Annotated in this window: 23 protein-coding genes and 1 pseudogene; 16 read left to right on the forward strand and 8 right to left on the reverse strand. The window is 66.7% G+C overall.

Features of this window, described 5'->3' with window-relative positions; genetic code table 11:
- Positions 1-205: 205 nt before the first annotated feature.
- From AB0B58_RS36240 to AB0B58_RS36255, 4 genes are all read left to right on the forward strand, one after another.
- Positions 206-1,252, forward strand: a complete 1,047-nt coding sequence (locus AB0B58_RS36240) for a hypothetical protein (RefSeq protein ID WP_360233629.1) — start codon at positions 206-208, stop codon at positions 1,250-1,252.
- Positions 1,253-1,285: 33 nt separating this feature from the next.
- Complete coding sequence (locus AB0B58_RS36245) at positions 1,286-1,855, forward strand: TIGR04222 domain-containing membrane protein (protein WP_360233866.1); 570 nt, start codon at positions 1,286-1,288, stop codon at positions 1,853-1,855.
- Positions 1,856-1,860: 5 nt separating this feature from the next.
- Complete coding sequence (locus tag AB0B58_RS36250; RefSeq protein WP_360233632.1) at positions 1,861-2,328, forward strand: DUF4262 domain-containing protein; 468 nt, start codon at positions 1,861-1,863, stop codon at positions 2,326-2,328.
- A 371-nt stretch (positions 2,329-2,699) separates the two neighbouring features.
- Positions 2,700-3,644 (forward strand): aldo/keto reductase, encoded by a 945-nt coding sequence (locus AB0B58_RS36255; RefSeq protein ID WP_360233635.1) that lies wholly within the window; start codon positions 2,700-2,702, stop codon positions 3,642-3,644.
- Here the strand turns inward: AB0B58_RS36255 and AB0B58_RS36260 are convergent.
- The 3 genes from AB0B58_RS36260 to AB0B58_RS36270 all read right to left on the reverse strand — a co-directional run bounded on the left by AB0B58_RS36260 (position 3,634) and on the right by AB0B58_RS36270 (position 6,854).
- Positions 3,634-4,926, reverse strand: a complete 1,293-nt coding sequence (locus AB0B58_RS36260; RefSeq protein ID WP_360233638.1) for a polysaccharide deacetylase family protein — start codon at positions 4,924-4,926, stop codon at positions 3,634-3,636. The two genes, AB0B58_RS36255 and AB0B58_RS36260, sit on opposite strands and share 11 nt — an antisense overlap.
- Before the next feature lie 395 nt (positions 4,927-5,321).
- Positions 5,322-5,684, reverse strand: a complete 363-nt coding sequence (locus AB0B58_RS36265) for a hypothetical protein (RefSeq protein WP_360233641.1) — start codon at positions 5,682-5,684, stop codon at positions 5,322-5,324.
- A gap of 117 nt (positions 5,685-5,801) precedes the next feature.
- Complete coding sequence (locus AB0B58_RS36270; protein WP_360233644.1) at positions 5,802-6,854, reverse strand: hypothetical protein; 1,053 nt, start codon at positions 6,852-6,854, stop codon at positions 5,802-5,804.
- 402 nt (positions 6,855-7,256) lie between these two features.
- Here AB0B58_RS36270 and AB0B58_RS36275 point away from each other — a divergent pair, with 402 nt between their 5' ends.
- From AB0B58_RS36275 to AB0B58_RS36285, 3 genes are all read left to right on the forward strand, one after another.
- Positions 7,257-8,780: a glycosyltransferase gene (locus tag AB0B58_RS36275; RefSeq protein WP_360233647.1), complete on the forward strand. Its 1,524-nt coding sequence runs from the start codon at positions 7,257-7,259 to the stop codon at positions 8,778-8,780.
- 22 nt (positions 8,781-8,802) lie between these two features.
- A complete protein-coding gene (locus AB0B58_RS36280; RefSeq protein WP_360233650.1) occupies positions 8,803-9,666 on the forward strand; it encodes a glycosyl hydrolase in 864 nt (287 codons plus the stop codon).
- A 130-nt stretch (positions 9,667-9,796) separates the two neighbouring features.
- On the forward strand, positions 9,797-11,053 hold the full coding sequence (locus AB0B58_RS36285; RefSeq protein WP_360233653.1) for a nucleotide sugar dehydrogenase: 1,257 nt from the start codon (positions 9,797-9,799) through the stop codon (positions 11,051-11,053).
- Between the two features lies 1 nt (position 11,054).
- On the opposite strand, the gene AB0B58_RS36290 is transcribed toward AB0B58_RS36285, so the two are convergent.
- Entirely contained in the window at positions 11,055-12,257 is a 1,203-nt protein-coding gene (locus tag AB0B58_RS36290; protein WP_360233656.1) for an integrase core domain-containing protein, read from the reverse strand.
- 647 nt (positions 12,258-12,904) lie between these two features.
- On the opposite strand from AB0B58_RS36290, the gene AB0B58_RS36295 reads away from it, so the two are divergent.
- Positions 12,905-13,468 carry a reverse transcriptase domain-containing protein gene (locus tag AB0B58_RS36295; RefSeq protein WP_360233869.1) on the forward strand — a complete coding sequence of 188 codons (564 nt, stop codon included), beginning with the start codon at positions 12,905-12,907 and terminating at the stop codon, positions 13,466-13,468.
- A 339-nt stretch (positions 13,469-13,807) separates the two neighbouring features.
- Here the strand turns inward: AB0B58_RS36295 and AB0B58_RS36300 are convergent, their stop codons facing one another.
- Both AB0B58_RS36300 and AB0B58_RS36305 read right to left on the reverse strand, forming a co-directional pair.
- Positions 13,808-14,005, reverse strand: coding sequence for a hypothetical protein (locus AB0B58_RS36300; protein WP_360233659.1), 198 nt, complete (start codon positions 14,003-14,005; stop codon positions 13,808-13,810).
- Positions 14,006-14,025: 20 nt separating this feature from the next.
- Positions 14,026-14,421 carry a hypothetical protein gene (locus AB0B58_RS36305; RefSeq protein WP_360233662.1) on the reverse strand — a complete coding sequence of 132 codons (396 nt, stop codon included), beginning with the start codon at positions 14,419-14,421 and terminating at the stop codon, positions 14,026-14,028.
- A 458-nt stretch (positions 14,422-14,879) separates the two neighbouring features.
- Here AB0B58_RS36305 and AB0B58_RS36310 point away from each other — a divergent pair, with 458 nt between their 5' ends.
- From AB0B58_RS36310 to AB0B58_RS36330, 5 genes are all read left to right on the forward strand, one after another.
- Positions 14,880-16,121 (forward strand): PxKF domain-containing protein, encoded by a 1,242-nt coding sequence (locus AB0B58_RS36310; protein WP_360233664.1) that lies wholly within the window; start codon positions 14,880-14,882, stop codon positions 16,119-16,121.
- A gap of 283 nt (positions 16,122-16,404) precedes the next feature.
- Complete coding sequence (locus AB0B58_RS36315) at positions 16,405-16,797, forward strand: hypothetical protein (protein ID WP_360233667.1); 393 nt, start codon at positions 16,405-16,407, stop codon at positions 16,795-16,797.
- A gap of 188 nt (positions 16,798-16,985) precedes the next feature.
- A complete protein-coding gene (locus AB0B58_RS36320) occupies positions 16,986-17,459 on the forward strand; it encodes an integrase core domain-containing protein (RefSeq protein ID WP_360233670.1) in 474 nt (157 codons plus the stop codon).
- 137 nt (positions 17,460-17,596) lie between these two features.
- Complete coding sequence (locus AB0B58_RS36325; protein ID WP_360233673.1) at positions 17,597-17,845, forward strand: hypothetical protein; 249 nt, start codon at positions 17,597-17,599, stop codon at positions 17,843-17,845.
- Between the two features lie 53 nt (positions 17,846-17,898).
- On the forward strand, positions 17,899-18,714 hold the full coding sequence (locus AB0B58_RS36330) for a hypothetical protein (protein ID WP_360233676.1): 816 nt from the start codon (positions 17,899-17,901) through the stop codon (positions 18,712-18,714).
- A gap of 23 nt (positions 18,715-18,737) precedes the next feature.
- Here AB0B58_RS36330 and AB0B58_RS36335 read toward each other — a convergent pair.
- Positions 18,738-19,064, reverse strand: a pseudogene (locus AB0B58_RS36335) (MerR family DNA-binding protein); the annotation flags it as partial.
- Positions 19,065-19,293: 229 nt separating this feature from the next.
- Here AB0B58_RS36335 and AB0B58_RS36340 point away from each other — a divergent pair.
- Complete coding sequence (locus AB0B58_RS36340; protein WP_360233679.1) at positions 19,294-19,617, forward strand: hypothetical protein; 324 nt, start codon at positions 19,294-19,296, stop codon at positions 19,615-19,617.
- 318 nt (positions 19,618-19,935) lie between these two features.
- Positions 19,936-20,637, forward strand: a complete 702-nt coding sequence (locus tag AB0B58_RS36345) for an integrase core domain-containing protein (protein WP_360233681.1) — start codon at positions 19,936-19,938, stop codon at positions 20,635-20,637.
- 377 nt (positions 20,638-21,014) lie between these two features.
- Here AB0B58_RS36345 and AB0B58_RS36350 read toward each other — a convergent pair whose 3' ends face one another.
- Positions 21,015-22,022, reverse strand: coding sequence for a hypothetical protein (locus AB0B58_RS36350; protein WP_360233684.1), 1,008 nt, complete (start codon positions 22,020-22,022; stop codon positions 21,015-21,017).
- Positions 22,023-22,589: 567 nt separating this feature from the next.
- Here AB0B58_RS36350 and AB0B58_RS36355 point away from each other — a divergent pair.
- Positions 22,590-23,003 (forward strand): hypothetical protein, encoded by a 414-nt coding sequence (locus tag AB0B58_RS36355; protein WP_360233687.1) that lies wholly within the window; start codon positions 22,590-22,592, stop codon positions 23,001-23,003.
- The last annotated feature ends 9 nt before the right edge of the window (positions 23,004-23,012 follow it).

A 23,012-nucleotide genomic window follows, 5' to 3' on the forward strand; every position in this document is an offset into this window, starting at 1 on the left:
CAAAGCCGAACACTTCCAAGGCTTCGTCGACATCGCCTGCGCCCTGCTCAGCTACCGCCGACTCCAGAAGATCACCAAATGAGACGCGCCCTTAGGCTGGATCATCAAACGGATCGTCACCATGAGACGAAGATAGGCCGACGAACGTTCCCGCTGGGAGGCGAGAGTGGACCCCGGTACTTCCCTGCAGTCCCGCGAAGCTCGAATGCTCAGCGCTGAGATGCGCGGCGACGAGCAGAGCTGGCGCCAGCTAGACGCCCTCGATCGCGGTGCCGAGGGCGAGTGGGCGGAGGTTATGCCGACCGCGCTGGCGCTGGCCGCAGTGCGACGGTTCGGGCAGCAGGATCTGCGCCTGATCACGGTTTTCGTGCGGCAGTTCCTCGCCCGGGGTCCACACGGGGTCTTCTCCGCTGCCGATGTCGAGGCTGTGCTGCGCGGTGTGCTGGGGGAGGAGCTTCTATTCACCTCCGTCGATCGCGCCACGTGTGGTGAGATCATGTATGCGCTGCTGTTCGCGCTCGTCGATGAGCTCGAGCTCAGCGACGAGCAGGCCGACGGGCTGCTCGTCGCTGCCGAGCGGCAGGTGGCAGCCGACTATCGCGCCGTGGAGGTGCCGCCGGAGGGAGCACCGGACGCGCCGGCGATCACCAGCGGTATGCATCGGAGTACGAGGCAGCCGTATCTCGGCGGTGACGTGTCCATGCCCCCGGCACAGGGCACCCCGACCCCAGCTCGCGGCGCCTTGAGCCGGGTGTTCGGCGGGAGCAAGTCCAAGCGGCTGCGGCCCGGCCGTGGCGCGAACGCGTTGCCCTCGACCTTGGCCGGGCGTTTCATCAGCGCTTCCATGCTCCGGCGCAGTGCGGAGCGAAAGCGCCTGTCGGGGATCCTCCACGAGTTGGGTAACGACGATGTCACGCGCCTGACCAGGGAAGCATTTGCCGTCGCCGTCCAAATCCAGTTCCGCCCCCAGGCTCACCTGCGTGAGTTCAGCGACCTGGCCGCGGCGACGCAGGCCGCCTTCTATCCCGACCTGGACCTCATGGCCACGGAATACATGATCCGGGCCGCCCTCGGCGAGGACGTTCCCGAGCCGGGACTCTCCGTGCACGACGAGATCCTGGCAAGGACACTGGTGCTCGGCACCTTCGCCGACTGGTGGAAACGTGACGAGCCCGCCGTCAACGCGATGATCGTTCAAGCGGAGGCGAATCTTGCAGAGGCCGGCGGTTCACTTGCGGCCGCCAAGAACTGAAGCACCCCCTATGCCCCTGGACAACTACGACACCTGGGTGATCATCGCGGCCCATGCGGCGCTCGCAGGAACCGTCCTAGCCGCCTCTGGGGGCGCGCGATGGTGGCTGCGGCGCGGCGCCGGACGGGACGAACCCTGGAGGCGATGGAGGTCGCCTACCTCCACGGCGGCCTCAGACTCGCCGGCTACGCCTGCATCGCTGAGCTGCATCGACTGGGGCTCGTTCGTGCCATGTCCGGGACCCTTGTCGCTGTCAGCACATCTACCAGCCTGCCCGATCGCGCGCCGAAGCTGCTGATTGCCGTCCGGAACGGCCTGAAACAGCCACACTCCTGGCAGACGCTGAGGCATGACGCCCACGTTCTGCGCGCCGGCGCAGCTCTCGGCACGCGGCTGATACGGCGGGACTGGATGCTGTCGGCTGCCCGGCAGCGACGACTGCGCCTGCTCGCCATCCCGGGTCTGCTGGTCGCCGGGTGGTACCTGATCCAGGTCGTGATCCTGGCGATGGACTTCACAGCAACCACTCCGAGCGACACGCTCACACGTAACCAGGCCAAGGCCACAGGTGCGGCTCTTTGTGAGCGACCGGGCGGAAGGTAAGCCTGATGACGGCCGGACAGCAGGACACCGGGCTTCGCCAGATCGGCGAGACCATTGAGCGTTCTGGCGTGCACCTGGAGTTCGTGCCCCAGCCGAATCCCTTGGAAACGTGCTGGTACACGATCGGTCTGACCGACCACGATCACCCTGAGCTGATCTTGTTCGGACTACCGCCGGACATTTCGCGGCCCGTCCTGCATGCCGTTGCCGGCGACGTTGTCGCAGGCCGACGGACGTGCGTCGCGGGACAACACGCAGACGACGTTCTCGAGGGACACCAGGTCCTGTTCGTTGCGGTGACTGAGCCGGAACGCCACCTGCCCGTTGCCGCGCAGTTCTATGCCGGCACGGCTGCTGCCGCCGTAGCGGCGCTGCAGATCGTGTGGCCGGACCGGGACCAGCGTTGGCCCTGGCAGCCCGGCACGCGCGTGGACGACATGCCGGTCCTGGGCCGGCATGTCTCATCCCGCTGACGGGACGCATCGGCAGGACAGCACGTTCTGAACGCCCCCGACCATCGTCGCCGCTACCGCATTTACCCTGTGTACGCTGGCCACGGCCTGCTCGGCAGCGAGGTCGGCGTTGACTCGCTCTACACGGGTCCCCTCGACTACCGAGACGCCGAATCGGCAGCCGATAAGATCTCCACCCGTTGGGTGTCCACGGGAGCCGTCTCGGTTAGTGTCCCGGGGGCCACTGGCGGAGGTGATCACCGCCGGGCAGTTCTCGGCCATGCTGGGGAACGCGGGAGGACAACTTGACATTCAGGACCGATCCGTCGAAATTCCAACTCAGCCGATTCACCAGGCGGAGCGTGTTGACCGCTGGCGTAGCCGGAGCGGGGATGCTGCTCATCGAGGGCGTTGCCGGCCGGGGTCAGGCCACGCACGCGGCCGCGACCCACCGAGAGGTCACTGTCCGCACTATCGGGCATACCGGCGAACAACTTCCCGCGATCGGGCTGGGTGCCATGGTGGGCGTCGACAAGCATCCCGCGGTGCAACGTGCACATTTGCGGGATGTCCTGAAGGCGTACTGGGAGGCTGGCGGCCGGGTGATCGACACCTCTCGGCTGAACGGCGACTCCGAACTCCTCCTCAGTGAGGTCGCCACTGCCCTCGGCATCGCCGGCAGCATGTTCCTGACCCAGAACCTCTGGCCTGCAGCCGGGGACCTCAGCGAAAGCCGCATGTCGCGTCAGCTGCAGGCTTCCGAGGAACGGCTGCGCCGGAAGCAGATCGACGTGCTACAGGTGGCCGACCTGGCCGACGTCGAGGCCGCCGTGCCGATGCTGGGCAGGTGGAAGAGCGCAGGAAGGGTTCGTTACGTCGGCGTCAGTCATCAAGAGACCCGGTACTTTCCGGCCATTGAGATCCTGATGCGAAACTTCGACATCGACGTCATCCGGATTCGCTACTCCATTCTCACCCGGCTGGCCGAGGAGCACATTCTGCCGCTCGCCGCAGAGCGGGGCATCCCCGTCCTCGTCACCATGCCGTTGGAGACGGGCCGCCTGCACAAGCTGGTCGAGGGCCATCAGGTGCCTGGCTGGGCGATCGACTTCGGTGCTACGACCTGGGCCCAGTTCTTCCTGAAGTATGTCCTGTCTCACCCGGCCGTTACGGTTGTCCTCCCGTCCGCCGGCAACCCGGCACACGTGCAGGACAACATGACGGCACTGCGTGGTCCACTTCCCGACGACGACCAGCGTGCGCGGATGGTGGAGCATATGGCAGGGTTCACGGGCTTTGCTCAGCTCGAGAGAGGCGCGCCGGGCCTCACCGCATGACTTCGGCGATGGGTAGAACCGGCATGCGTCTGGCATGGATGGCCCGCATTATCGCCGCAAAGTCGTCCCGATGACACTCGGCGTCGTTCGCCGGGGTGGTGGTGACAACACGGTGGAAGCACAGGATGAGCCAGCCGCCGGACAGCTGCGCGCGGTCGAGTAATCCGCCCGGACCTGTCAGGTTGGCGGGGTTCGACGTGCCGGCCGCCACCGAGCTGATGCCCGTGAGGGATCGGAGCCGGTGCGGCATCGGCGGCGGCAGGGATTCGCGGTTGTCGGCGGCGATGATGGAGCGACCGGTGGCGAAGTAGCGCGCCACGATCTCCTCGACACTCACCCCGTCCGTGGTCCGTCCGAACCGCCCGCCCGGGTAGGCGAGCGAGTCGCCGCGGAAACCGTTGTTGACCAGCCATGCCCGTAGGTTTCCCGCGTCGGCATCGACCTTGTCCGCGGTCACACCGTCGTACCGTGACTCGTGTACGGCGGACTGGTAGGCATGTCCGGCGACCTCCCACCCGGACAGGTTCTGCGCCGCCTTCAACTGGGCCAGGGTGTACTTGCCGGGCGTGCCGATCTGGTCGGCGATCGTGTACGTGGTCCCGCGGAAACCGTAGGTGTCCATCGCCGGGCGGGCGTTGGTGAAGACGTCCGCCCAGGAATCGTCAAAGGTTATCGACACCAGTCCGTCCGGATGGGTCACCGACGTGTCGTCGATGAGTTCGACCGACTGTAGCCGGACTGTGACGGGGCCGTTGCCGGCGTCGATCGCCTGGAACCGAAGGTCGGTGAACCCGGACTTCGTGGACGGGACACGTGTGGACGAGAGACTGAAGGCTCCGCCAGCGGCCTGGACGTCTCCCCACTGCAGGGTCACCATCACCCACTCGCCGGACTGCACCCAGTTTTGGGTGGACGTATGCGTGTGTACCCGCCACCGGAAGAAGTTAGCCAGGCCGGATGTGCCGGCATAGAAGCTGATCCACCGGAGCCGGGTGACGTCGGACACCTTGAACATCAGGCGAATCGCCTTGCCAGTCAGATTGAGCTGCGGTCCTCCGAACCTGTCCAAATTGGCCTGGTCCGCCGACGCCCCGTTGGCGGTGGCTCTTCCGGCCGTGGTGATCGCGACTGACTGCGTGCCGCGTACGAACTCGGTGGTGTCGTTGAGGTTGGATGACCCGACATTGCCGCCGGCGACTCTCCAGCCGTGGCCCGACTGGAAGTTCTGCGTCCAGCTCGCGGGAGCCCACGCTGGGACTGATCGCGGTGCAATGATCGGCATTGAGAACAGTCCTCCACGCTCAGTTTGGTCCCGACCGGTTCATCGATGGCCTGTCAGCCCCGCGCGGTCGCACCGAGACGTCGATGTTCCCGTAGAGCTGTCCTCATCGACGGCGGCCAGGTTCGGCGAACGGCGCCACGCTACCTGACGATCTTGTCAATCGACACAGGCGCACGCGTCCTGGGCCACCGCGCTGTCGCAGGTCCGGCGTAACGCCTGGCCCGAAAGGCGCCGTCCGCCGGGCGAAGGAAATTCCTAGGCGGCACGTCAGTGGGACTTCAGCCGCTGCCATCCGGCTCAGGGCCCCAGCATCGCGGGGTCTGGTATACGACGGGAAGGTCGATGTCTGCGCTCGCCGCGTGCCAGCCTGGAACTACTTGGCCGACCTGAAGCCCTTAGCTGGCCAGCCAGGCTCGCGCATTCTGCAGCGGAACCGCGAAAAATGTCGCGTTGCCCCATCGGAGAGTCTGGCCGGGCTTGTCGAGCGGCTCGATCATCCACGCGTTGACGACGCGCCGGCCGTCGATGTTGACGCTGTCGCCTCCGACACCGTCTGCGAACTCGATGCCGCGTAGCCATCCGACGCCGTCCTGGTCGCCGCGTTGTCCCGCGGAGAACTCGACGACGAGGTCACCGAGCCGCGGCCGTTTCATCCGCTCGCGTGTCTCGGCGCTTAGATGGGACACGTTGGGTGCGAGAGTGGCGCACCACAACTCATTGGCGAGTACCGCGATCAGTTGAGTCTTGCTGGTCAGCACGGGTGAAAGTATTTCACGTGGCGTTTCGGTGGTTGAGGGGCCCTCTCGGTCCGGCCATGCTCGCGCCCTGCTCGGAGGGGTTGCGGGAGGGAACGAATGGTATGTCCGGATGGGTCATCAGGAGGGCCGAGTGGAGGGAAACGCGGTTGATCCGCCGGCGGTCTCGCGATTGACGATCACGACGCCGCCGAGGTACTTCTCGACCAGGTCGGTCCGGATCGCCTCAGCGCGGGGGTCGTCCTCCGTGATCGCGCTGCCATCCGCTTTCGCGACGATGCAGTACAGCAGGTAGTGGCCACGCACCTCCCACGCGAGGTTCGCGGCGGCCCGGTTGACGACGTCCGACGAGCCACCCGCAACCAGACCGCCAAAGCGGCCCGTGCCCTTATCGACGGCCTCCTTGATCGCGGCGGCCGCCTTCTCCGTCTTCGTCCGGCTTTCGAGGTTGAAGATCCCGGCCGTGGCGACAAGGGCGTTGTCGGACGAAGCCAGTGTCGCCCGCACGACCTGGGTGCAGCCGGCGGCGGCCAACTCCTGCGCGACGCCACCGCTGGCAGCCGTGTCGCACTTTTCAGACTCTTGCGTTTTGAGGACCTTGTACGACCCGCCGGCGCCGACGACAGTCCCAGACCGGAAGACCTCTGTAGCGGTCAGCGGTGCGGGGTCGGCCGTCCGATCCGCGACCCTGCGCTCCTGCTCGGTGGGAGCCTGACTGGCGGAACCTTGCAAGTAGTACCAACCACCACCGCCTCCGGCCGCGAGCACCACAAGGAGCAGGAGGACGAGCGGCTTGCGGGAACGACCCTTGACCTCCGGCTCCGGGCTGCGCTTCTCGGGCCCTCTGAGGGCCGGGGTGGCGTACTCGCCGGGCCTTCCGTACGTGTTGCCGCCACGATACGGCGGGGTCCGCTGATCCACGTCCGCCCGCATCGCCGGGCGCTGACTGGGCACGCCGAAGCCGGTCGGCGGTCCTGCCTGGCGACCCTGTGGTGCCTGCGGGCCGCCATAGCCGGGGGTGTGTGGCACGTCGTCATGCTGGACGCCCGTCCGCTGGGGCGGAACGTTGCCGTGCCGGGATGTGTCGGCACCGGGCGAAACCTTCCACTGGCCCCGGGGCTCGGGCTCGCCCTGACCACGCGCGGCGTCGCGCCTTCCGTAGTCATAGGTCATGGCATCGACGGTGTGGGAAGAGGCGGGAGATACACAGCAGAGATTGAATCACCCGGCTGCAGATGTCTTCAGCCCCGGATGAATTTGATCTCAGAGCCCCCGGCCTGGTTGGCGGCGTTTGTTCCGATTCACACAGTCGCACCTTACTGAAAATCGGGCAAAAGAAATTAAATATTTAAGTATCGCCAAGGGTTTCGTCTGTGACCTGCATCGAACGGGACGGCGCCGCGACGCCTCCTGTGTATAGCCTGTGCCCCGCTGCCACGGGCAGATCACCTCCGAAGAAAGCTGGGTTTACGTGGGCACCCACCTTGGACTGTTCGAAGTACTCCTCACCGCAGTCGGCATCGTGACCACCTTCGCGTTGGCCGTGCGCCTGTTCTGGCGGCGTGGGATGAAGCCATGACGAAGGCCGCCAAGACCGCGAAATGGACCCCGGGGCGCGCTCTGCCCGCGGTGGTCCTCATGGTCGGCGCCTCGTCGCTGTGGCTTTACCACCACATGGTCCGGTTCGAGAATTTTGATACTGATGTGTCCGCGTACGAAGTGGTGTACGCGTTCGCTTTCGTCGTCTTCTTCCTGCAACTCCTGCTGGCGACCTTCGACCGACCCAAGCGAGTCACCCGCAAACAGGCCGCCGAGCTGGCGAAGCTCAAGGTGGTGGCGGTCGTCCCGCTCTACAACGAGGACGTCGACGCGGTCATCGCGACCATCCGCGGCCTTCTTGCGCAGACCCGCAAGCTGGACGCGATCTTCGTCCGGGATGACGGCTCTACCAAAGTGGACTACCTGCCCACCGAACTGTGGGCGATCGAAGCCGCGAACGAGGCGAACATTCCACTCGTTTGGGTCCGCGACCAGAACCGGGGCAAGCGGGCGACCCACGTCGCCGCCTCCCTGCGCTTCTCCGGCTGGGCCGACGCCTACCTCACGATCGACTCGGACTCGGTGCTCTCGCCGGACGCGCTCGAAAATCTGCTCAAGCCCCTGGCCGATGCCAAGGTCATGTCGGTTGCCGGAGTGTTCTTCACCTACAACCTCAGGGGACCGATCGCCCGCGCGGTGGACCTGATCTGCACGGCGTCGCAGCTGACCGACAGGTCCGCCACGTCGGCGCTGGGATCGGTGCTCGTCAACTCGGGCGGGATCTCGCTTTACCGCGCCCGTGTGATCGACGAGAGCCGCCACGGCTACGCGAACGAGGAGTTCTTCGGGCGCCGCGTCGAGTTCTCCGACGACTCCTACCTCACGCTGCAAGCGCTGATCCGGGGCAAGACCGTCCAGCAGGCGGACGCCTTCGCGTTCTGCGTGATGCCCGAACGCCTCGGCAACCACCGCCGACAGTTCCTGCGCTGGCTGCGTGGCTCGTTCATCCGGTCTTTCTGGCGGTTCAAGTACCTGCCTCTGAGCCGGATCGCGTACTGGCTGCACGCGGTGAAGTGGGTGCAGGCGGTCGCCTCAACCACCATCGTGGCGTCGCTGTTCGTGGTGAAGCCGGTGGCCGACACCATCGCCTGGGCGCGCGGAGCAGGCACCGACGCGTTGATCGCGGACGGCAAGATGCTCCTGCTGACGCTCGGAATGCTGATCGTTTTCGGCTACGTCCAGCTGCTGCGGATCTTCACGGTTCGCCGATCCGATCAGTCAAGGCCGGCGCAACTGTTCTGGTTCCTGCTCCTCGCCCCCATCGCGACCGTCTGGCAGTGGTCGGTGCTGCGGGTGTGGCGGCTCTGGGCCATCGCCTCATGCATGCGATTCAAGTGGGGTACCCGACAGCAGATCGAGGTTGCAATTGGAGGTGACCATGAAACGGTGCTTGCTAGTGCTGCCGCTGCTGCTACTGGCTGGATGCGCGACGAAACCAGAGTCTTCTTTCCAGGGCCGGCAGAGCTCGCTCGTATCGAGCGATACCGCTCCACGCGTTAGCGCGATCCACGCCACTGTCGCCATGCTCAAGGAGGCCAAGCCGGTTTTCGGTGTCACGTCCCACAAGCCTGCCGCAGCCGAATCCGACGAGATCGCGACGGAGACCGGATGCCGACCGAAATGGCGGGGCGTATACGCCTCCATCGGAGCTCCGTTCGAGCTGTCGAGGCTGACCGAGGCGGCCGGTATCCCGTTCCTCACCGTGCAGCCGAAAGCCTTGAGCACGAAGGTGGAACAGAAGTCCTGGTCGCTGGCGTCGGTCGCCGCAGGGAAGCAGGATGCCAAACTGCGTGCCGTAGCGCACACCATCGTGGAATATGGCGATCTGGTAGTCATCAGGTATGCGCCGGAGATGAACGGGAACTGGTCGCCCTGGGCGGCCGGCGTCAACGGCAACACCCCGGCGCAGTACATCGAGGCTTGGCGACACGTCGTGACGTTGTTCCGCGAGGCGGGCGCGACCAACGTCCTCTGGCTCTGGGCTCCGAACATCTCCCGCGGCGCGACAGTGAAGGGAATCTCCCAGTTCTGGCCCGGCACCAGCTGGGTCGATCTGGTGGGTTTCACCGGGTACGGGGTTAGCAAGTCGTCCTTCGGTTCCGAGTTGACGGCGGGTCAGACGTTCGATCCGACCATGAAGCTTCTCGCTCGATACAAGAAGCCGGTCGTTCTCGCCGAGACCGGGTCCAACGGGGTCAACAAGTCCGAATGGATCGTCAGCCTGGGACCGTGGATGCGCGCCAACCCGAACGTCATCGGACTGATATGGACGCAAGCGCCGCCACCGCACTCCAGTGCGGACTGGCGCTTCGATGAGACACCCAGCAGCCTGAAGGCCTTCAAGAAGTCGCTCGCCCCGCGAATGACGTGCCTTTCCCTCCGGTAGGCCGGATCGGCGTCACCAAACGTTTGTGTAATACTCTCCGCGATTCTACATCCGGTCCGGTGTGATCGCGGAAACCGATTATTCGGCTGGGCGTGCCTATGCTCGGTCAATCAGTAACAAAGGAGCAACCGTGGCTGTCGACGTAGTCATCATCGGACTCGGATACGTCGGGCTTCCGCTGGCCCGTGAGGCGACATCGGCGGGCATGTCCGTGATCGGCTTCGACGTGAACAAGGCGTTGGTGGAGTCGCTCAACGCCGGCCGGTCCCATGTCGACGACCTCTCCGACGACGATGTCACCGACATGGTCAAGCATGGATTCCGTGCCACGACCGACGAACGCGAGATCGCTACGGCCGGCGCGGCCGTCATCTGCGTCCCGACGCCGCTGTTCGAGGAGGGCGGCCCCGACCTCAACGCCGTCCAGTCGGCCACGCAGGCCGTTGCGCGCAACATTCACCCGGGGATGCTTGTCGTCCTCGAATCGACGACGTACCCCGGCACCACCGACGAGCTGGTGCGCCCCATCCTGGAGGCCGGTGGCCTCGTCGCCGGCGAGGACTTCCACCTGGCCTTCTCGCCGGAGCGCATCGACCCGGGCAACAAGGAATTCGGTCCCGGCAACACCCCCAAGGTCGTCGGTGGCCACACTCCGGCGTGCACGGAGGCCGCGGCGGCCCTGTACGGGCGTTTCGTCGAGACCGTGGTGCGCACCAAGGGCACCCGGGAGGCGGAGACGGCCAAGCTGCTCGAGAACACCTACCGGCACGTCAACATCGCGCTCGTCAACGAGATGGCGAAGTTCTGCCACCGGCTCGGGATCGACCTGTGGGACGTCATCCGGGCGGCGTCCAGCAAGCCGTTCGGCTTCCAGGCCTTCTACCCGGGTCCGGGCGTGGGCGGCCACTGCATCCCGATCGACCCGAACTACCTGAGCCACAACGTGCGCGTACGACTCGGCTACCCGTTCCGGTTCGTCGAGCTCGCGCAGGAGATCAACGCGACGATGCCCGCCTACGTGGCGCGCCGGGCCCAGAACATCCTCAATGAAGCCGGGCTGGCGACCACTGGTGCGAACATCCTTCTGCTGGGTGTCACGTACAAGGCGAACATCGCGGACGAGCGGGAATCCCCGGCCGTAGCGCTCGCGCGTGATCTGAGCAGCCTCGGGGCGAAGATCAGCTACCACGATCCGTACGTCGCGGAGTGGCGGCCCGACATCGACGTCGTGCAGGTCGACGACCTGGAAGGTGCGGTCGTCTCGGCCGACCTCGTAATCCTGGTGCAGAGCCACCGCGAATACGACGCCGACCAGCTCGCCGCGAAGGCGAAGCGTTTCTTCGACACACGCGGCGTCACCACCACCGACGATGCGCATCGCCTCTGACCTAGATGATCTTCCCGTCGGTGGGGACCTTGCGCTGGACGCTGATCGGCCCGGAGGCCGGCGCCGGCAGTGCGGTGGTGGTCAGCCGGGCGCCGCGGAGGCTGGTTCGCTGGTCGGCGGGGATCGGTGCGGGAAGGGTTTTGACCAGGCGGCCGTCGTGGATGACATGCATGAGGTGGCCGTCGAGGCGGAGGGTGACTTTGCGGCGGTGCAGGTCCGCGCCGAGCCGCAGCCGGGTCCCGGCGAGGTTGGTGATGCCGTCGTTGTCGACGATGCGGTCGACCTCGACCACGGCCTTGCCGGGCAGTGTGGTGGTGGCGGTCAACGCCGGGGTGCTCGCGGGCGGAGACCCGGCGGGCTGGGCACCGCGCATCCGCAGTTCGTGCAGATCGTCGGCGTTCAGGTTCGACGGTACGGTCTTGACCAGTTCGCCGTCGATGAGGATGTGCACGCTGTTCTCGTCGGCCCAGACATGGGCGGGCTGGCCGCCACGGGCAGGACCCATGCGGATGCGCTGCACGCGCGGCAGGACGCTGAGCATGCCGCCGGCCGCGATGACGGTGTCGAACTCGACCGCCGGCGCGGATGCCGGCAGCAGGATCGGCGGGGTGCTCGTGGCCGGCGGCGAGACGTCGAGCTCCAGCGCAGCGGATGACCGCGGCGGCTGGGACACGATGACGGCCGGGTTGGGCTCGGCGCCGATGTTGGGCCTGAACAGGCTGGCCGGGGTGGCCATGTCCAGCGCCTGGTGCGGGCGCTCGTAGTTGTAGGCGTGCACCCAGCCGCTAATCGCCGCCTGCGCGGTGGGCAGGTCCGCGAACGGGCCGGTGACATCCAGCAGTTCCCGGCGCAGCGTCCGATGCCACCGTTCGATCTTCCCGGTCGTGGTCGGCGAGTAGGGGCGGGTCAGCTTCCCGGTGATGCCGTTCTCCCGGCACACCCGCTCGAACAGCACCTCCGCCGGGCGGCCCTTGGTGAACCGGCCGGTGAACTGCTTGCCGTTGTCGGTGAGCACCTCGGCCGGTACCCCGTACACGCGCATCGCCGCCAGGAACGCGTCGGCGACGGCCCGGCCGGACGGTACCGCCAACACCGTCGCGATCACCACGAATCGGGAGTGGTCGTCGATGCCGGTCAGCATCTTGCACTCCCGGCCGTCGGCCAGGAAGATCCCACCGACCAGATCCAGCTGCCACAAGTGCATCGACGCCTCCCGCTGCCACCGCTTGTACTTAGCTTCGCGTTTAAGTGCGCCACGAGCGCAGAGGTGAGGGTTATGTAGGTAAGCCTCATTTGATGTGGTGCTGTGTGGATGATGAAGGTTTTGTGGCCCTTCGGCGTCGCCCTGCGGGGGGAGGCGTCAAACCACCTCAAGCTGCGTTGGCTGAAGACCGTCGTGGTGAGCGTTGAGGAAAAGGCGCGCCTATGAGCGCGTCAGGTGGGGATCGGGAAGGTGAGCGTGAGCGAACCGCTGACGACGTGTCGAAACAAGAAGATGACATCGAAACCGGGGCGGTTAAATGGCGCCGGGATGAGCCTGGCGGGTGCCCGTCTATTGGCCAGGCGGTGTCCGGCATGGAGGCGGCGCGAGCCCGGTCTGCGGCATCTGCACGGAACGTGGGAAGGCGAGTGTCGATACGGCCGCCGCGCTTCGTTGAGGCGCGCGACGGCGAGAGGGAGCGCGCAGCGCGACGGAAATCGTGAGGCGATGAGTACCGATGCGGCACTCGCTGGCGGACCGGCCCGTAGTAGCGGGGAAGCGCCTGTAATGGGTGTGGAGCGAAGGGGCCGGCTCATCGGGATCTGTTTACGCGAACAACCGGACGCGAGTCTGGGATGACACGGGTGAGCATGTCAGGTCCACAGGACAAGCCGTTTGATATTCCGAGAAGTCTGGTGTGGGAGGCGTACAAGCGAGTCAAGGCGAACAAGGGTGCTGCCGGGGTGGACCGGTGCTCGATGGACGAGTTCGAGGAGGATCTGAACAGGAACCTCTACAAGATCTGGAATCGGATGTCGTCGGGTACCTACTTCCCTCCGGCGGTGAAGGCGGTGGAGATCCCGAAACCGGGTGGGACGCGCATGTTGGGCGTTCCCACCGTGGGCGATCGCATTGCGCAGACGGTGGTCGCGTTGAGCCTGGAGACCCGCACGGAGGAGATCTTCCATGACGACTCCTACGGGTACCGGCCGAAGCGGTCCGCCTTGCAGGCGGTCGAGCGGTGCCGGCAACGGTGCTGGAAGAAGGACTGGGTGCTCGATCTGGACGTCCAGAAGTTCTTCGACTCCGTGGATCACGCTCTCATGGTCAAGGCCGTGGAGGCGAACACCGATCAGCGTTGGGTGGTGTTGTATGTGAAGGCGAAGGCTCATGCGAGATCCCCGCCGAATTGGGGAAGAGTGGCTGTCCGATAGCGGACCACCGGGCGGCCGCCCCTGCACCTCGCGAACGATTGGCTCCGCATCTCACCGAGCGGCTGGGGACGGGTCGGCATCGCAACGTCCAAACGCGCCGCGGAACATCCCCACCTCGGCATTCCGGGGTACATGCCGCGATCCGGTCAGCTGTTCGTGACCCCAGTTGGCGGCAGGACCGGATTCGCGCTGCAACAACGTCAGGTACCGATCGCTACGGCGTACTGGTCCGCTACGGCGGCGGGATCGGTCAGTTCAGGCCCGATCGCGGTCAGGCCGAAGTCGATCACGTCCGCCCCCAGTTCACTCAGAGGGTCATAAGTTCGGTTTAGGGGTATTTCACGTTTGGTCCTGGTTTGAGTTGCTGGTCATGGCTTGATCGGCTGCTGCGGGCGGGGTCGGCAGAGCGAACAGGCCGGGTTCGAGCTCGGTGAGTTGCCGGCGTTTGACCAGGCGTTTCAGTTTGGCGCGGACGCCTTCGGTGTCTTTGGGCTCGGTGTCGATGCCGAGGGCGTGGCAGACGTCCTTGGCGCGCATCGCGCCGCTGTTGCCGGTCGTTAACGCGGCGAGGATCTGCTGGAGACGGTGATCTCGAGAGGGCCGGTCGGGGGTAGTTCGTCGCCGAGGGCGGTCAGCCGGGTCAGGGTGGTGCGGGTGGTTGCCAGGTCGTTGAGTTCGATCTCGGGCGCGCGCAGGTCGTCACTCAGGAGGTGCGTTTCCTTCTGAGTGACCTGCGAGATGGGCGTCGATGTCTGTCTGTTGTGACATCGGATGACCGGTTGATGGACGATGATCAGATCTTGCGGTTGCTGGGTGAGCGGGAGGCGGCGGCTCGGGTTGAGTGGCTGCGGTTGGAGCAGGAGTCCGGCCGGATCGCGGGGTTGATCAAGGAGTACCGGCGGGAGGCCGAGCGACTGGCGAATCGCGCGGGAGGTGTTATCCGGGCTGGTCACCGTGTCGGCGGAGCAGGTGCCTGCGTGCCAAAGACGATCACGTGGTAATCCTCGCCGCGCCGGCCGCGGGCCCAGCCCTCGCGCCGGCCGAGGATCTCCTCGAGTGCAGTCCGGTGACGATCTGCTGCCAGGCCCTTCTCCTGCCGACTACGCGCCCACCAACGCCATGTCGATACCCTCCGCGCCGCCGCCGCTAGCCGCGCCGTTCACGCCGGGGACCACCATGGACAACGAGCAATTCACCGCCCTGCGCAACTGTCCACACTGCGGGCGCCCCGTCGCGATCGTCGCCCTGCTCGCTACCCCGCCGCCGCTCAGGTCGAAATACCCAATTGGGTCACTATAAACGCTGAAACCAACCGATAAACTCCGTCCATCCAGGTGGGGAGTTACGTCGAGCAGACCTGGGGATTCCGCAGGGCCGCAGGGGCCGCATCAACCGAACAGTGGGAAAAGCTATGACGGAGAACCATGCGCCAGTCAAGAAACGCGATGTGGTCCGGCGGCACCTGATCGGCAGAGTGGCGGTCGTTGCCGGTCTGGCCGTCGCGGCGACCGGCGCCGCCCCGGCGGCGGCCTATGCGGCGTTGCCGCCCGGCTGCACCCAGAGCGGCAGTACCGTGACGTGCACATTCGCGTACACGGGAGCCGAGCAGACGTTCGTCGTGCCCGGCGGCGTGACAGCGCTGGCGGTCACCGCAGTCGGCGCCGCGGGCGGCGGCGGGTTCGCGACCGGTGGCCCAGGGCGGGGTGGTGTCGCCTCGGCCACGCTTTCCGTGACGCAGGGTTCGACGCTGTACGTCGAGGTCGGCGGAGTGGGCGAGGATCTCACTGGGGTTGGTGCTCCTGGTGGGGCCGGTGGATTCAACGGTGGTGGGCAGGGCGACAGCGGTGATCCTGGGAGCGAAGGGTTTCCCGGTGGTGGTGGCGCCAGCGATGTGCGGACCGCCAGCGGCGGCGCCAATCCGGCAGGCACCGGGCTGAGCTCCCGCCTGATCGTCGCCGCCGGCGGCGGCGGCCAGGGGCGCACTGCCGGCGGCGGCGACGCCGGTCAACCCGGAGCTGGCGCGGGTGGCGGCGCGGGCACGCAGACAGCAGGCGGTGCGGGGACGCCGCCAGGGACAGGCGGAACGCTGGGGCAGGGCGGCGTCGGTGGCCCACCACCGGACATCACGTTCATTCCCGCGAACCGTGGCGGCGGCGGTGGCGGCGGCGGCCTGTACGGCGGTGGCGGTGGTGGCGGCGACGGCGGCGGCGGTGGCGGGTCGTCGTTCGTGCCCGCGGGCGGCACGACCGGCGTGACCGGCGATCCAGCCTCGGTCGTGATCTCCTACCAGGCGCAGAAGTACACCTTCGCCGGGTTCATTCTCCCGACGCTCAACCCACCCGCAGTCAACATCTTCCTGAAGAGTGGTGGCCAGTGGGAGCTCAAGTGGCGACTACGCGACAAGACGGGGGCCGTCGTCTCCACACTCTCGGCGGTCACGTCACTCACGTACAAGTCGACCAGTTGCACAAGGTTCTCCACCGACCCCACAGGGTCGACGCCGGCTGACTCGACCGGCACGGGACTGACCTACAACACCACGACCAAGACCTACCGCTTCCCCTGGAAGACACCGACGACGGCGGGCTGCTACACACTGTTCCTCACCCTGGACACCGGCCAGGTCTTCCACGCCTACTTCCGCCTGCACTAAAGAGGAAACTACCGGCCGGGTCCGTAACGCGAACGGCACCTCTCATGTCAAGCCGTCGGCAGCAGAGAGGTGCCGTTCGTGGCACAGCCCCTACTGGCCGCCTACAGGTTGGCCCATCGCCACCGGCGTGATCGAGGAAACCTGCCGCTACCTCGGTCAAAGACAAGACGGCAATCACCGGCGCCCGCAAGAGCCTGCCCCAGCGCAGAGGCCTGTACCGTGCCAGAAGTCGTCGCACACCCGGTGAGCTGGGATTTCCCGTTTCACGTCGAGGATCATCAGTATGTTGGTTCGGCTGGTGTACTTGATGATGATCCGGCTGGTCGGTGCTCTCGGGTTGCTGGTTCGTAGCGAGACCGCGGTGGTCGCCGAGGTTCTCGTGCTGCGTCATGAGGTGGCGGTGCTCCGCCGACAGTTGAAGGGTCGGCCCCGGTTGTCCTGGCCGGACCGGGCCATCCTGTCCGGCCTGGCCCGGCTCCTGCCTACCGCTGTCCGGGCTCACCGGCTGGTCACCCCCGCTACGCTGCTCGGCTGGCACCGGCGGCTGCGGCGCCGCCGCTGGACCCACCCGCGTAAGGCAGGCCGGCCGCCGGTCAGCGACGAGGTCCGTGACCTGGTCCGGCGTCTCACCCGAATCCGCGGTGGGGACATCGGCGTATTCAGGGTGAGCTGCTGAGGCTGGGCCATCATGTCGGCGCGGGCACGATCCGGCGCATCCTGGCCACCCGGCGACTCGGCCCGGCACCCCGAGAAGCGGACACCAGTTGGCGGACGTTCCTACGAGCACAAGCACACGGCCTCCTCGCGATCGATTTCTTCCACATCGACACGATCCTGCTCAAGCGGCTCTACGTCCTGGCGGTGATGGAGGTGGCCACCCGCCGAGTCCACCTGCTCGGGGTCACCGCCAACCCGGACCACGACTGGGTCGTCCAGCAGGCCCGCAACCTCGTCCTGGACCTCGGCGACCGCGCCGGCCGGTTCCGGTTCCGAGACCGGGACGGCAAGTACAGCGCCGCGTTCGATGAGGTCTTCACCGCCGAGGGCATCACCGTGGTCAAGATCACGCCGCGGACCCCGCGAGCGAACTGCTACATCGAACGCTGGGGCCGCAGCCTGCGTGCAGAGTGCACCGACCGGCTGCTGATATACCACGAACGACACGCCCTCACGGTGGTCAGCGAGTACGTGAACCACGTCAACGAGCACCGCCCGCATCAAGGCCGGCAACAGCTACCACCGAACCACGACCCGGCCGTCGTCATCGCCATGAACGCCCCGGTACGACGCCGACCACGCCTCGGCGGCGTGATCAACGAATACCACCGGGCAGCCTGAAACGATCTTCAAAGTGCCAGCTCACAGCCATGCACAGGGTTTTGGCACGGTCCGCGAGAGCTTGGCGTTGCTGCTCCCGTTCAGCGTGCACACAGCCGGTGCCGGGGTAGCCGGCGGACGCGGGCCGGCGAAGGAAATTGACATCGAACGACGGCTTCTACTCCGGCGACGCTGCCCGGACCAGGTTCAACCACGAGATCGGTGCGGCGTTCTTCTACGCCGCCGAGAAGGCCGGCAACAGACAAAGAGCCATCGATCTGTACGTCGCACTGAGCGCCTGCCCCGAGCTGAACAGCTTGAACCGCATGTTCCTGGACAGTGGCATCCGCGCCGCCGGCATCAACCCGGAGAGGCTCTGGGCCGCGTACCAGAAGCTGGTGCCTTGAGAGGCTGGGATTTTCGATGGCGCTCACGGGCTGCGAGCTGCCACGATGCCTTGGTGATGCCAGCAGAACCGGGGGTGCCGTTTCGGTGGGACCTGGTCACCCCGGATCAGTTGGGGTCGCTGCTCGACGGCACCGTGCCGCCGAGTCTGTGGTTTCTCGACGATCTCGTCGCGTGCGCCGGAAAGGTGCTGGCCCGCAGCGGCAACGGTGACCTCTATTTCGTGGGCAGGTCGCTCGACTCGATGTTCGACCTGCTCGGTGGCGCGCTCGTCGGCGTCCAGCAAGTCCATCGGCTGCCGCTGTCGTTCCGGCGTCCGGAGGTCCGAGCCGGAAATCGGTGGCGTCAGCGCCCGTTGAGCTCCGCGGAGGTGGCTCAGGGCCGCCGCTTCCTGACAGAGGTCGGATTGACGCCGTACCGGTTGGCACGGCGGGAACGGCCGGCAGTCCTGGTCGACGTCGTCGATGGCGGAACGACCTTCGGCGAGCTGTTCACCCTGATCCGTGACTGGATCGAACAGGAACGCGAGCCGTGGCCGGTGATCCGGCGCAAGTTGCGGTTCGTGGGGATCACGAGCCGGCGCAAGACCAGCCCGAACACGTTTCGCTGGCAGCACCACGCCGACTGGACCCGGACGCTGCCCGCAGCCGGGGTCGTCAACGTGTCGCTGCCGCCGGATGTCTGGTCCTACTTCGGAGACCACCAGAAGAAGCTGACCCGTACGTTCCGCCCGGGCGATTGGACCGCCGAGGCCGACGGTCCCGGCCGGGACGAGCACACCCGACAAGCCCTCGCCGAAGCCGCCGCCCTGGTCGCCTACGGCCGCAGCACCGCCGGACGCCATGCCGTCGCACGCGCCGCGGGGCGCTGATGCCGAAGTGAGGGGCGGCTCGTTCAGCGGGCCTGGGCGGCCGCCTGCAACGGGCAATCGGTACCCAGGCGGGCGGCCAGGTCGGCGCGGAAAGCGGCGAGCGCGGCCATCCGCTCGTCGATGATCTGGATCTTCTCCCGCAGCAGGGCGGACAGGGCCGGTCCGCCGTCGGGTGCGTCGCGTAGTTGCTCGCCGTACTGGGCGATCTCGGCCAGCGAGAAGCCGAGCCGCTGCGCGGTACGGACGTGTCGCAACCAGGTCACCGCCTCGGGCGGATAGTCGCGGTAGCCGTTCGCCAGCCGCCGGCCGACGACCAGGCCGCGTTTCTCGTAGAACCGGACGGTGTCCCTGCTGGTGCCCGCCTACGCGGCCAACTCCCCGATTCGCATGGCCCCTCCCTCGCGAACTCGGCGCTTGACCTTGGACCGTACTCCACCCTTTAGCGTGAGCCGGCAAGTCCCTCCACCGGCAAGGATTGAGCTTCCCCTCGTAACGATGGAGACATCGCCTTAAAGGATTGGTGACTGGCGATGGCGGAGATCGCCCTGGGTTTGCGGTGGTGTGAAAGGATGCTGGGTTATGCCCGCCGTTCCGTCTTCCGCCCCGCCAGACGCCAAGGCCCACCTGCCCGCCGCTGAGGGTATCGTCGACGCGTTGCCCTGGAGACTGGGTGACACCGATGCCGAACGCCGCCGCGCGCGTGTCCGGGTCGCCTCGCTGACGCACCAGGTGGCCGCGATGCTGGCCTCCGGCGACTGGAGCGTCAAGGAACTCCGTGACCTTCTGGCCAAATCGTCGGCCGCGGCCCGCGCACCGGACGCGACCGCTCAGCAGCAACGCTGGCGGTCCGTGCTCAAGCGGGCCCGGCTCCTCAAGCGGCGAGGCCCGTTATGGTGGCATTGACCGCGAGTACGACCATGCCTGTACCGTGCCAGAACTCGTCGCACACACGGTGAGCTGGGATTTCCCGGTTCGCGTCGAGGATCGTCGGTCGAAGGGCAGGCCCCGGTTGTCCTGGCCGGACCGGGCCATCCTGTCCGGCCTGGCCCGGCTCCTGCCCACCGCCGTCCGGGCCCACCGGCTGGTCACCCCCGCCACGCTGCTGGCCTGGCACCGACGGCTGCTGCGCCGACGATGGACCCATCCGCGCAAGGGCGGTCGGCCACCGATCAACGACGAGATCCGGGACCTGGTCCGACGCCTCGCCCGGGAGAACCCTCGGTGGGACATCGGCGAATCCAGGGCGAGTTGCTACGGCTGGGTCGTCATGTCGGCGCGGGCACGATCCGGCGCATCCTCGCCACCCGACGGCTCGGCCCGGCACCGCGAACCGTGGACACCAGTTGGCGGACGTTCCTGCGCGCGCAAGCGCACGGCCTGCTGGCCATCGATTTCTTCCATGTCGACACGATCCTGCTCAGAAGGATCTACCTGCTGGTCGTGATGGAGGTGGCCACCCGACGCGTCCACCCGCTCGGGATCACCGCCAATCCGGATCACGCTTGGGTTGTCCAACAGGCCCGCACCCTCGTCATGGACCTCGGCGACCGTGCCGGCCGGTTTCGTTTCCTGACCCGCGACCGGGACGGCAAGTACAGCGCCGCGTTCGACGAGGTCTTCGCCGCGGAGGGCATCGAGGTGGTCAAGATCCCGCCACGGGCCCCGCGGGCGAACTGCTACATCGAACGGTGGGGTCGCAGCCTGCGTCAGGAATGCACCGACCGGCTGCTGATCTACGACGAACGACACGCCCTCGCGGTAGTCGGCGAGTACGTGGACCACTTCAACGATCACCGCCCGCATCAGGGCCGGCAACAGCTACCACCGAACCACGACCCGGCCGTCGTCATCGCCATGAACGCCCCGGTTCGACGGCGACAACGCCTCGGCGGCGTGATCAACGAGTACCACCGGGCAGCTTGACCAGATCTTCAAAGTGCCAGTTCACAGCCACAAACGGGGTTTTGGCACGGTACATGCCTGGGCGAGCGGGAGACGGCACATCCTCGAATATCTATGGAGGGCGGCCGGGGGCCTGCACCTCACCCAGCTCGGCCGCGTCGGCTGGCGGTTCCGCCTTCAACAGGAACACCAACGCACCCACACCAGCCGCTACCAGCACCAATACGACCTGGCCGAATGACCAGTTGGCAGGGCGAGGCGGTGGACTCCTGCTGTGAACCGGGCAGCCCGGAGGGGCGATCACCCTGTTTCCGGCTTCCACCGTCGTACCTGCAGGGCACCTGCGCCTCGACCCGGGTGCCCGGGGACACGGGCTGTGTCCCCGGGCATGTGGTCGGCTATCGGGTGATGTTTTGCGTACGGCTCATGGCCGCGGGTTCGGGGGTGCTCAGGTGATGCAGGAAGACGTCCCCATGGAGGTTGGTGTCGCCGTCGACGAGGTTGGTCGCCTCGGACGTGAACACGACGGAGCCGCCGTCGGGGCTGATCCAGCTACCGGTGCTGGTGGCGTTGCCCTCGGCGCCGTCGTTGGACAGGCTCACCCGGGTGCTGACTCCGGTGACGAGGTCACAGACGAATGCGTCTCGCAGGCCGAAGGGGTCGCCCTGCCGCCGTGGCTTATCGAAGCCGAGGTAGCGACCGTTGGCGCTGACCGTGAACGAGCGGAGATCATTCTTCTCGCGGCCCAGCGGCTTGATCATGGTGGTGCTGCTGGCGTTCAGGTCGCGCATGTAGAGGTCGGGCTTGCCGTTGGTGTCACCGAGTACCAGCGGCGCGGACGACAAGAAGAAGACCCGCCGCCCGTCGGCGGTCATCACCGGGTCGTAGCCGGGTAACGGGCCGGGTGCGCTGACGACAGTCGTGCCGTCGGTGGCGACGTTGGCCCGGGTCGTGGTGCCGGCGACCACGTCACGGACGAAGACGTCGATGCTGCCGTTGGTGTCATCGGGCACCAGGTTGGTCGCATAGGAGGCGAAGGTGACGTACCGCCCGTCTCGGCTCAGGCTGGGCATGCAAGTGAATGGACAGTCGACCTCCTTGTCGCTTTCCTGGCCGTTGCTTCCGATGTTGACTCGGCTGGTGGTGCCGGCGGCGAGGTCCCGCAGAAAGATGTCGGCGTGCTGGTTGGTGTCGCCGGGCACCAGGTTGTCCGCGTCCGACACGAACGCGACATGGCGGCCGTCCGCGCTGATCTCCGGGGGCCAGCTCCAGCTGTTGGCCCGCGTGCCGTCGGTGGCGACGCTGACCCGGGTCGTGGTACCGGCGACCACGTCACGGACGAAGACGTCGTCCGTGCCATTGGTGTCACCGGGGACCAGGTTGTCCGCGTTCGACGCGAACGCCACATAACGCCGTCGGCGCTGATGGACGGGTACCGGCTGTTGCCGTTGCCCTGTACTCCGTCGGGGGTCACACCGATCCGGGTGGTGACACCCTCCACCGTGTCCCGCAGCAGCACGTCGGCCCGGCCCCCGATGCCGCCGGGCGCCAGATCCGGCGAGGTCGAGACGAAAACCACGAAGCGACCACTGCTGCTGACCGCCGACCTACGCGCGTAGCCGATGGAGCCTTGGGTGTCCGCCTGCTGGCCTGTGCTGGACACACTGACCCGCACCGTGCTGGGACTGTCCACTCCGGCGAACGACACTGTTGCCGTCACCCCCACCAGAGAAGCGCCAACCGCCGCAACTCCAACCACCTTCGCAGCATTAGCTACCTTCATCAAGACGCCTTTCGATTCACGTACGCCAGCGCGGGCGCGCTGCCCGAGATCTTAGGTATCGACCTTTGGGTGGGCTGTGAGTCGACTCAACGAGGTCGGGAGCTGCTCGTATAGTCTCGTCCAGCTTGCCTCCAACGCCATGCAGCAAGGACGCGCAGCGGCGGCCCACGCTTGCGGACTCGTCTTCGGTGTGGAGATTGACCAGACCGCGAGCAGCGCCGTATACGGCTTACCCGAGGTCGCCGGCGTCGGAGCGACCGAAGAACAGATCCGGGCCGCCGGTATCCCCTACGCCGTTGGACGCTGCGATCTCGCCACCACCCCGCGAGGGGCGATCGCCGGACACGGTGGACTGCTGAAGCTCATCTTCCGCGCCGATGACCGCAAGCTGCTCGGGGTCCACTGCTTCGGCGACATCGCTTCCGAAGTGGTCGGCCTCGGCCACGTGGTCCTCCCGCTTGGCGGCCGGGTCGAACTGTTCCTCACTCTCGCGCTCAACACACCCACCTACAACTACGCCTACCACGATGCGGCTGTCGACGGCCTGACCCGGCTGACCAAGCTGATGGGTCCGTTCCGAGAAGCGGGTGATTATGCGCGGTAGGTCGTGATC

It is taken from the genome of Actinoplanes sp. NPDC049118, from assembly GCF_040648555.1.
GTDB lineage: Bacteria > Actinomycetota > Actinomycetes > Mycobacteriales > Micromonosporaceae > Actinoplanes.

Bases quoted from the DNA above. Each gene is read 5' to 3' on its own strand.
- AB0B58_RS36320 (WP_360233670.1), top strand. From the start codon at position 16,986: ATGGAGGTGGCCACCCGCCGAGTCCACCTGCTCGGGGTCACCGCCAAC.
- AB0B58_RS36340 (WP_360233679.1), top strand. From the start codon at position 19,294: ATGCCCGCCGTTCCGTCTTCCGCCCCGCCAGACGCCAAGGCCCACCTG.
- AB0B58_RS36275 (WP_360233647.1), top strand. From the start codon at position 7,257: ATGACGAAGGCCGCCAAGACCGCGAAATGGACCCCGGGGCGCGCTCTG.
- AB0B58_RS36250 (WP_360233632.1), top strand. From the start codon at position 1,861: ATGACGGCCGGACAGCAGGACACCGGGCTTCGCCAGATCGGCGAGACC.
- AB0B58_RS36300 (WP_360233659.1), bottom strand. From the start codon at position 14,005: ATGCGCGCCAAGGACGTCTGCCACGCCCTCGGCATCGACACCGAGCCC.
- AB0B58_RS36270 (WP_360233644.1), bottom strand. From the start codon at position 6,854: ATGACCTATGACTACGGAAGGCGCGACGCCGCGCGTGGTCAGGGCGAG.
- AB0B58_RS36310 (WP_360233664.1), top strand. From the start codon at position 14,880: ATGACGGAGAACCATGCGCCAGTCAAGAAACGCGATGTGGTCCGGCGG.
- AB0B58_RS36280 (WP_360233650.1), top strand. From the start codon at position 8,803: ATGCTCAAGGAGGCCAAGCCGGTTTTCGGTGTCACGTCCCACAAGCCT.
- AB0B58_RS36240 (WP_360233629.1), top strand. From the start codon at position 206: ATGCTCAGCGCTGAGATGCGCGGCGACGAGCAGAGCTGGCGCCAGCTA.
- AB0B58_RS36290 (WP_360233656.1), bottom strand. From the start codon at position 12,257: ATGCACTTGTGGCAGCTGGATCTGGTCGGTGGGATCTTCCTGGCCGAC.
- AB0B58_RS36315 (WP_360233667.1), top strand. From the start codon at position 16,405: ATGTTGGTTCGGCTGGTGTACTTGATGATGATCCGGCTGGTCGGTGCT.
- AB0B58_RS36295 (WP_360233869.1), top strand. From the start codon at position 12,905: ATGTCAGGTCCACAGGACAAGCCGTTTGATATTCCGAGAAGTCTGGTG.
- AB0B58_RS36260 (WP_360233638.1), bottom strand. From the start codon at position 4,926: ATGCCGATCATTGCACCGCGATCAGTCCCAGCGTGGGCTCCCGCGAGC.
- AB0B58_RS36255 (WP_360233635.1), top strand. From the start codon at position 2,700: ATGCTGCTCATCGAGGGCGTTGCCGGCCGGGGTCAGGCCACGCACGCG.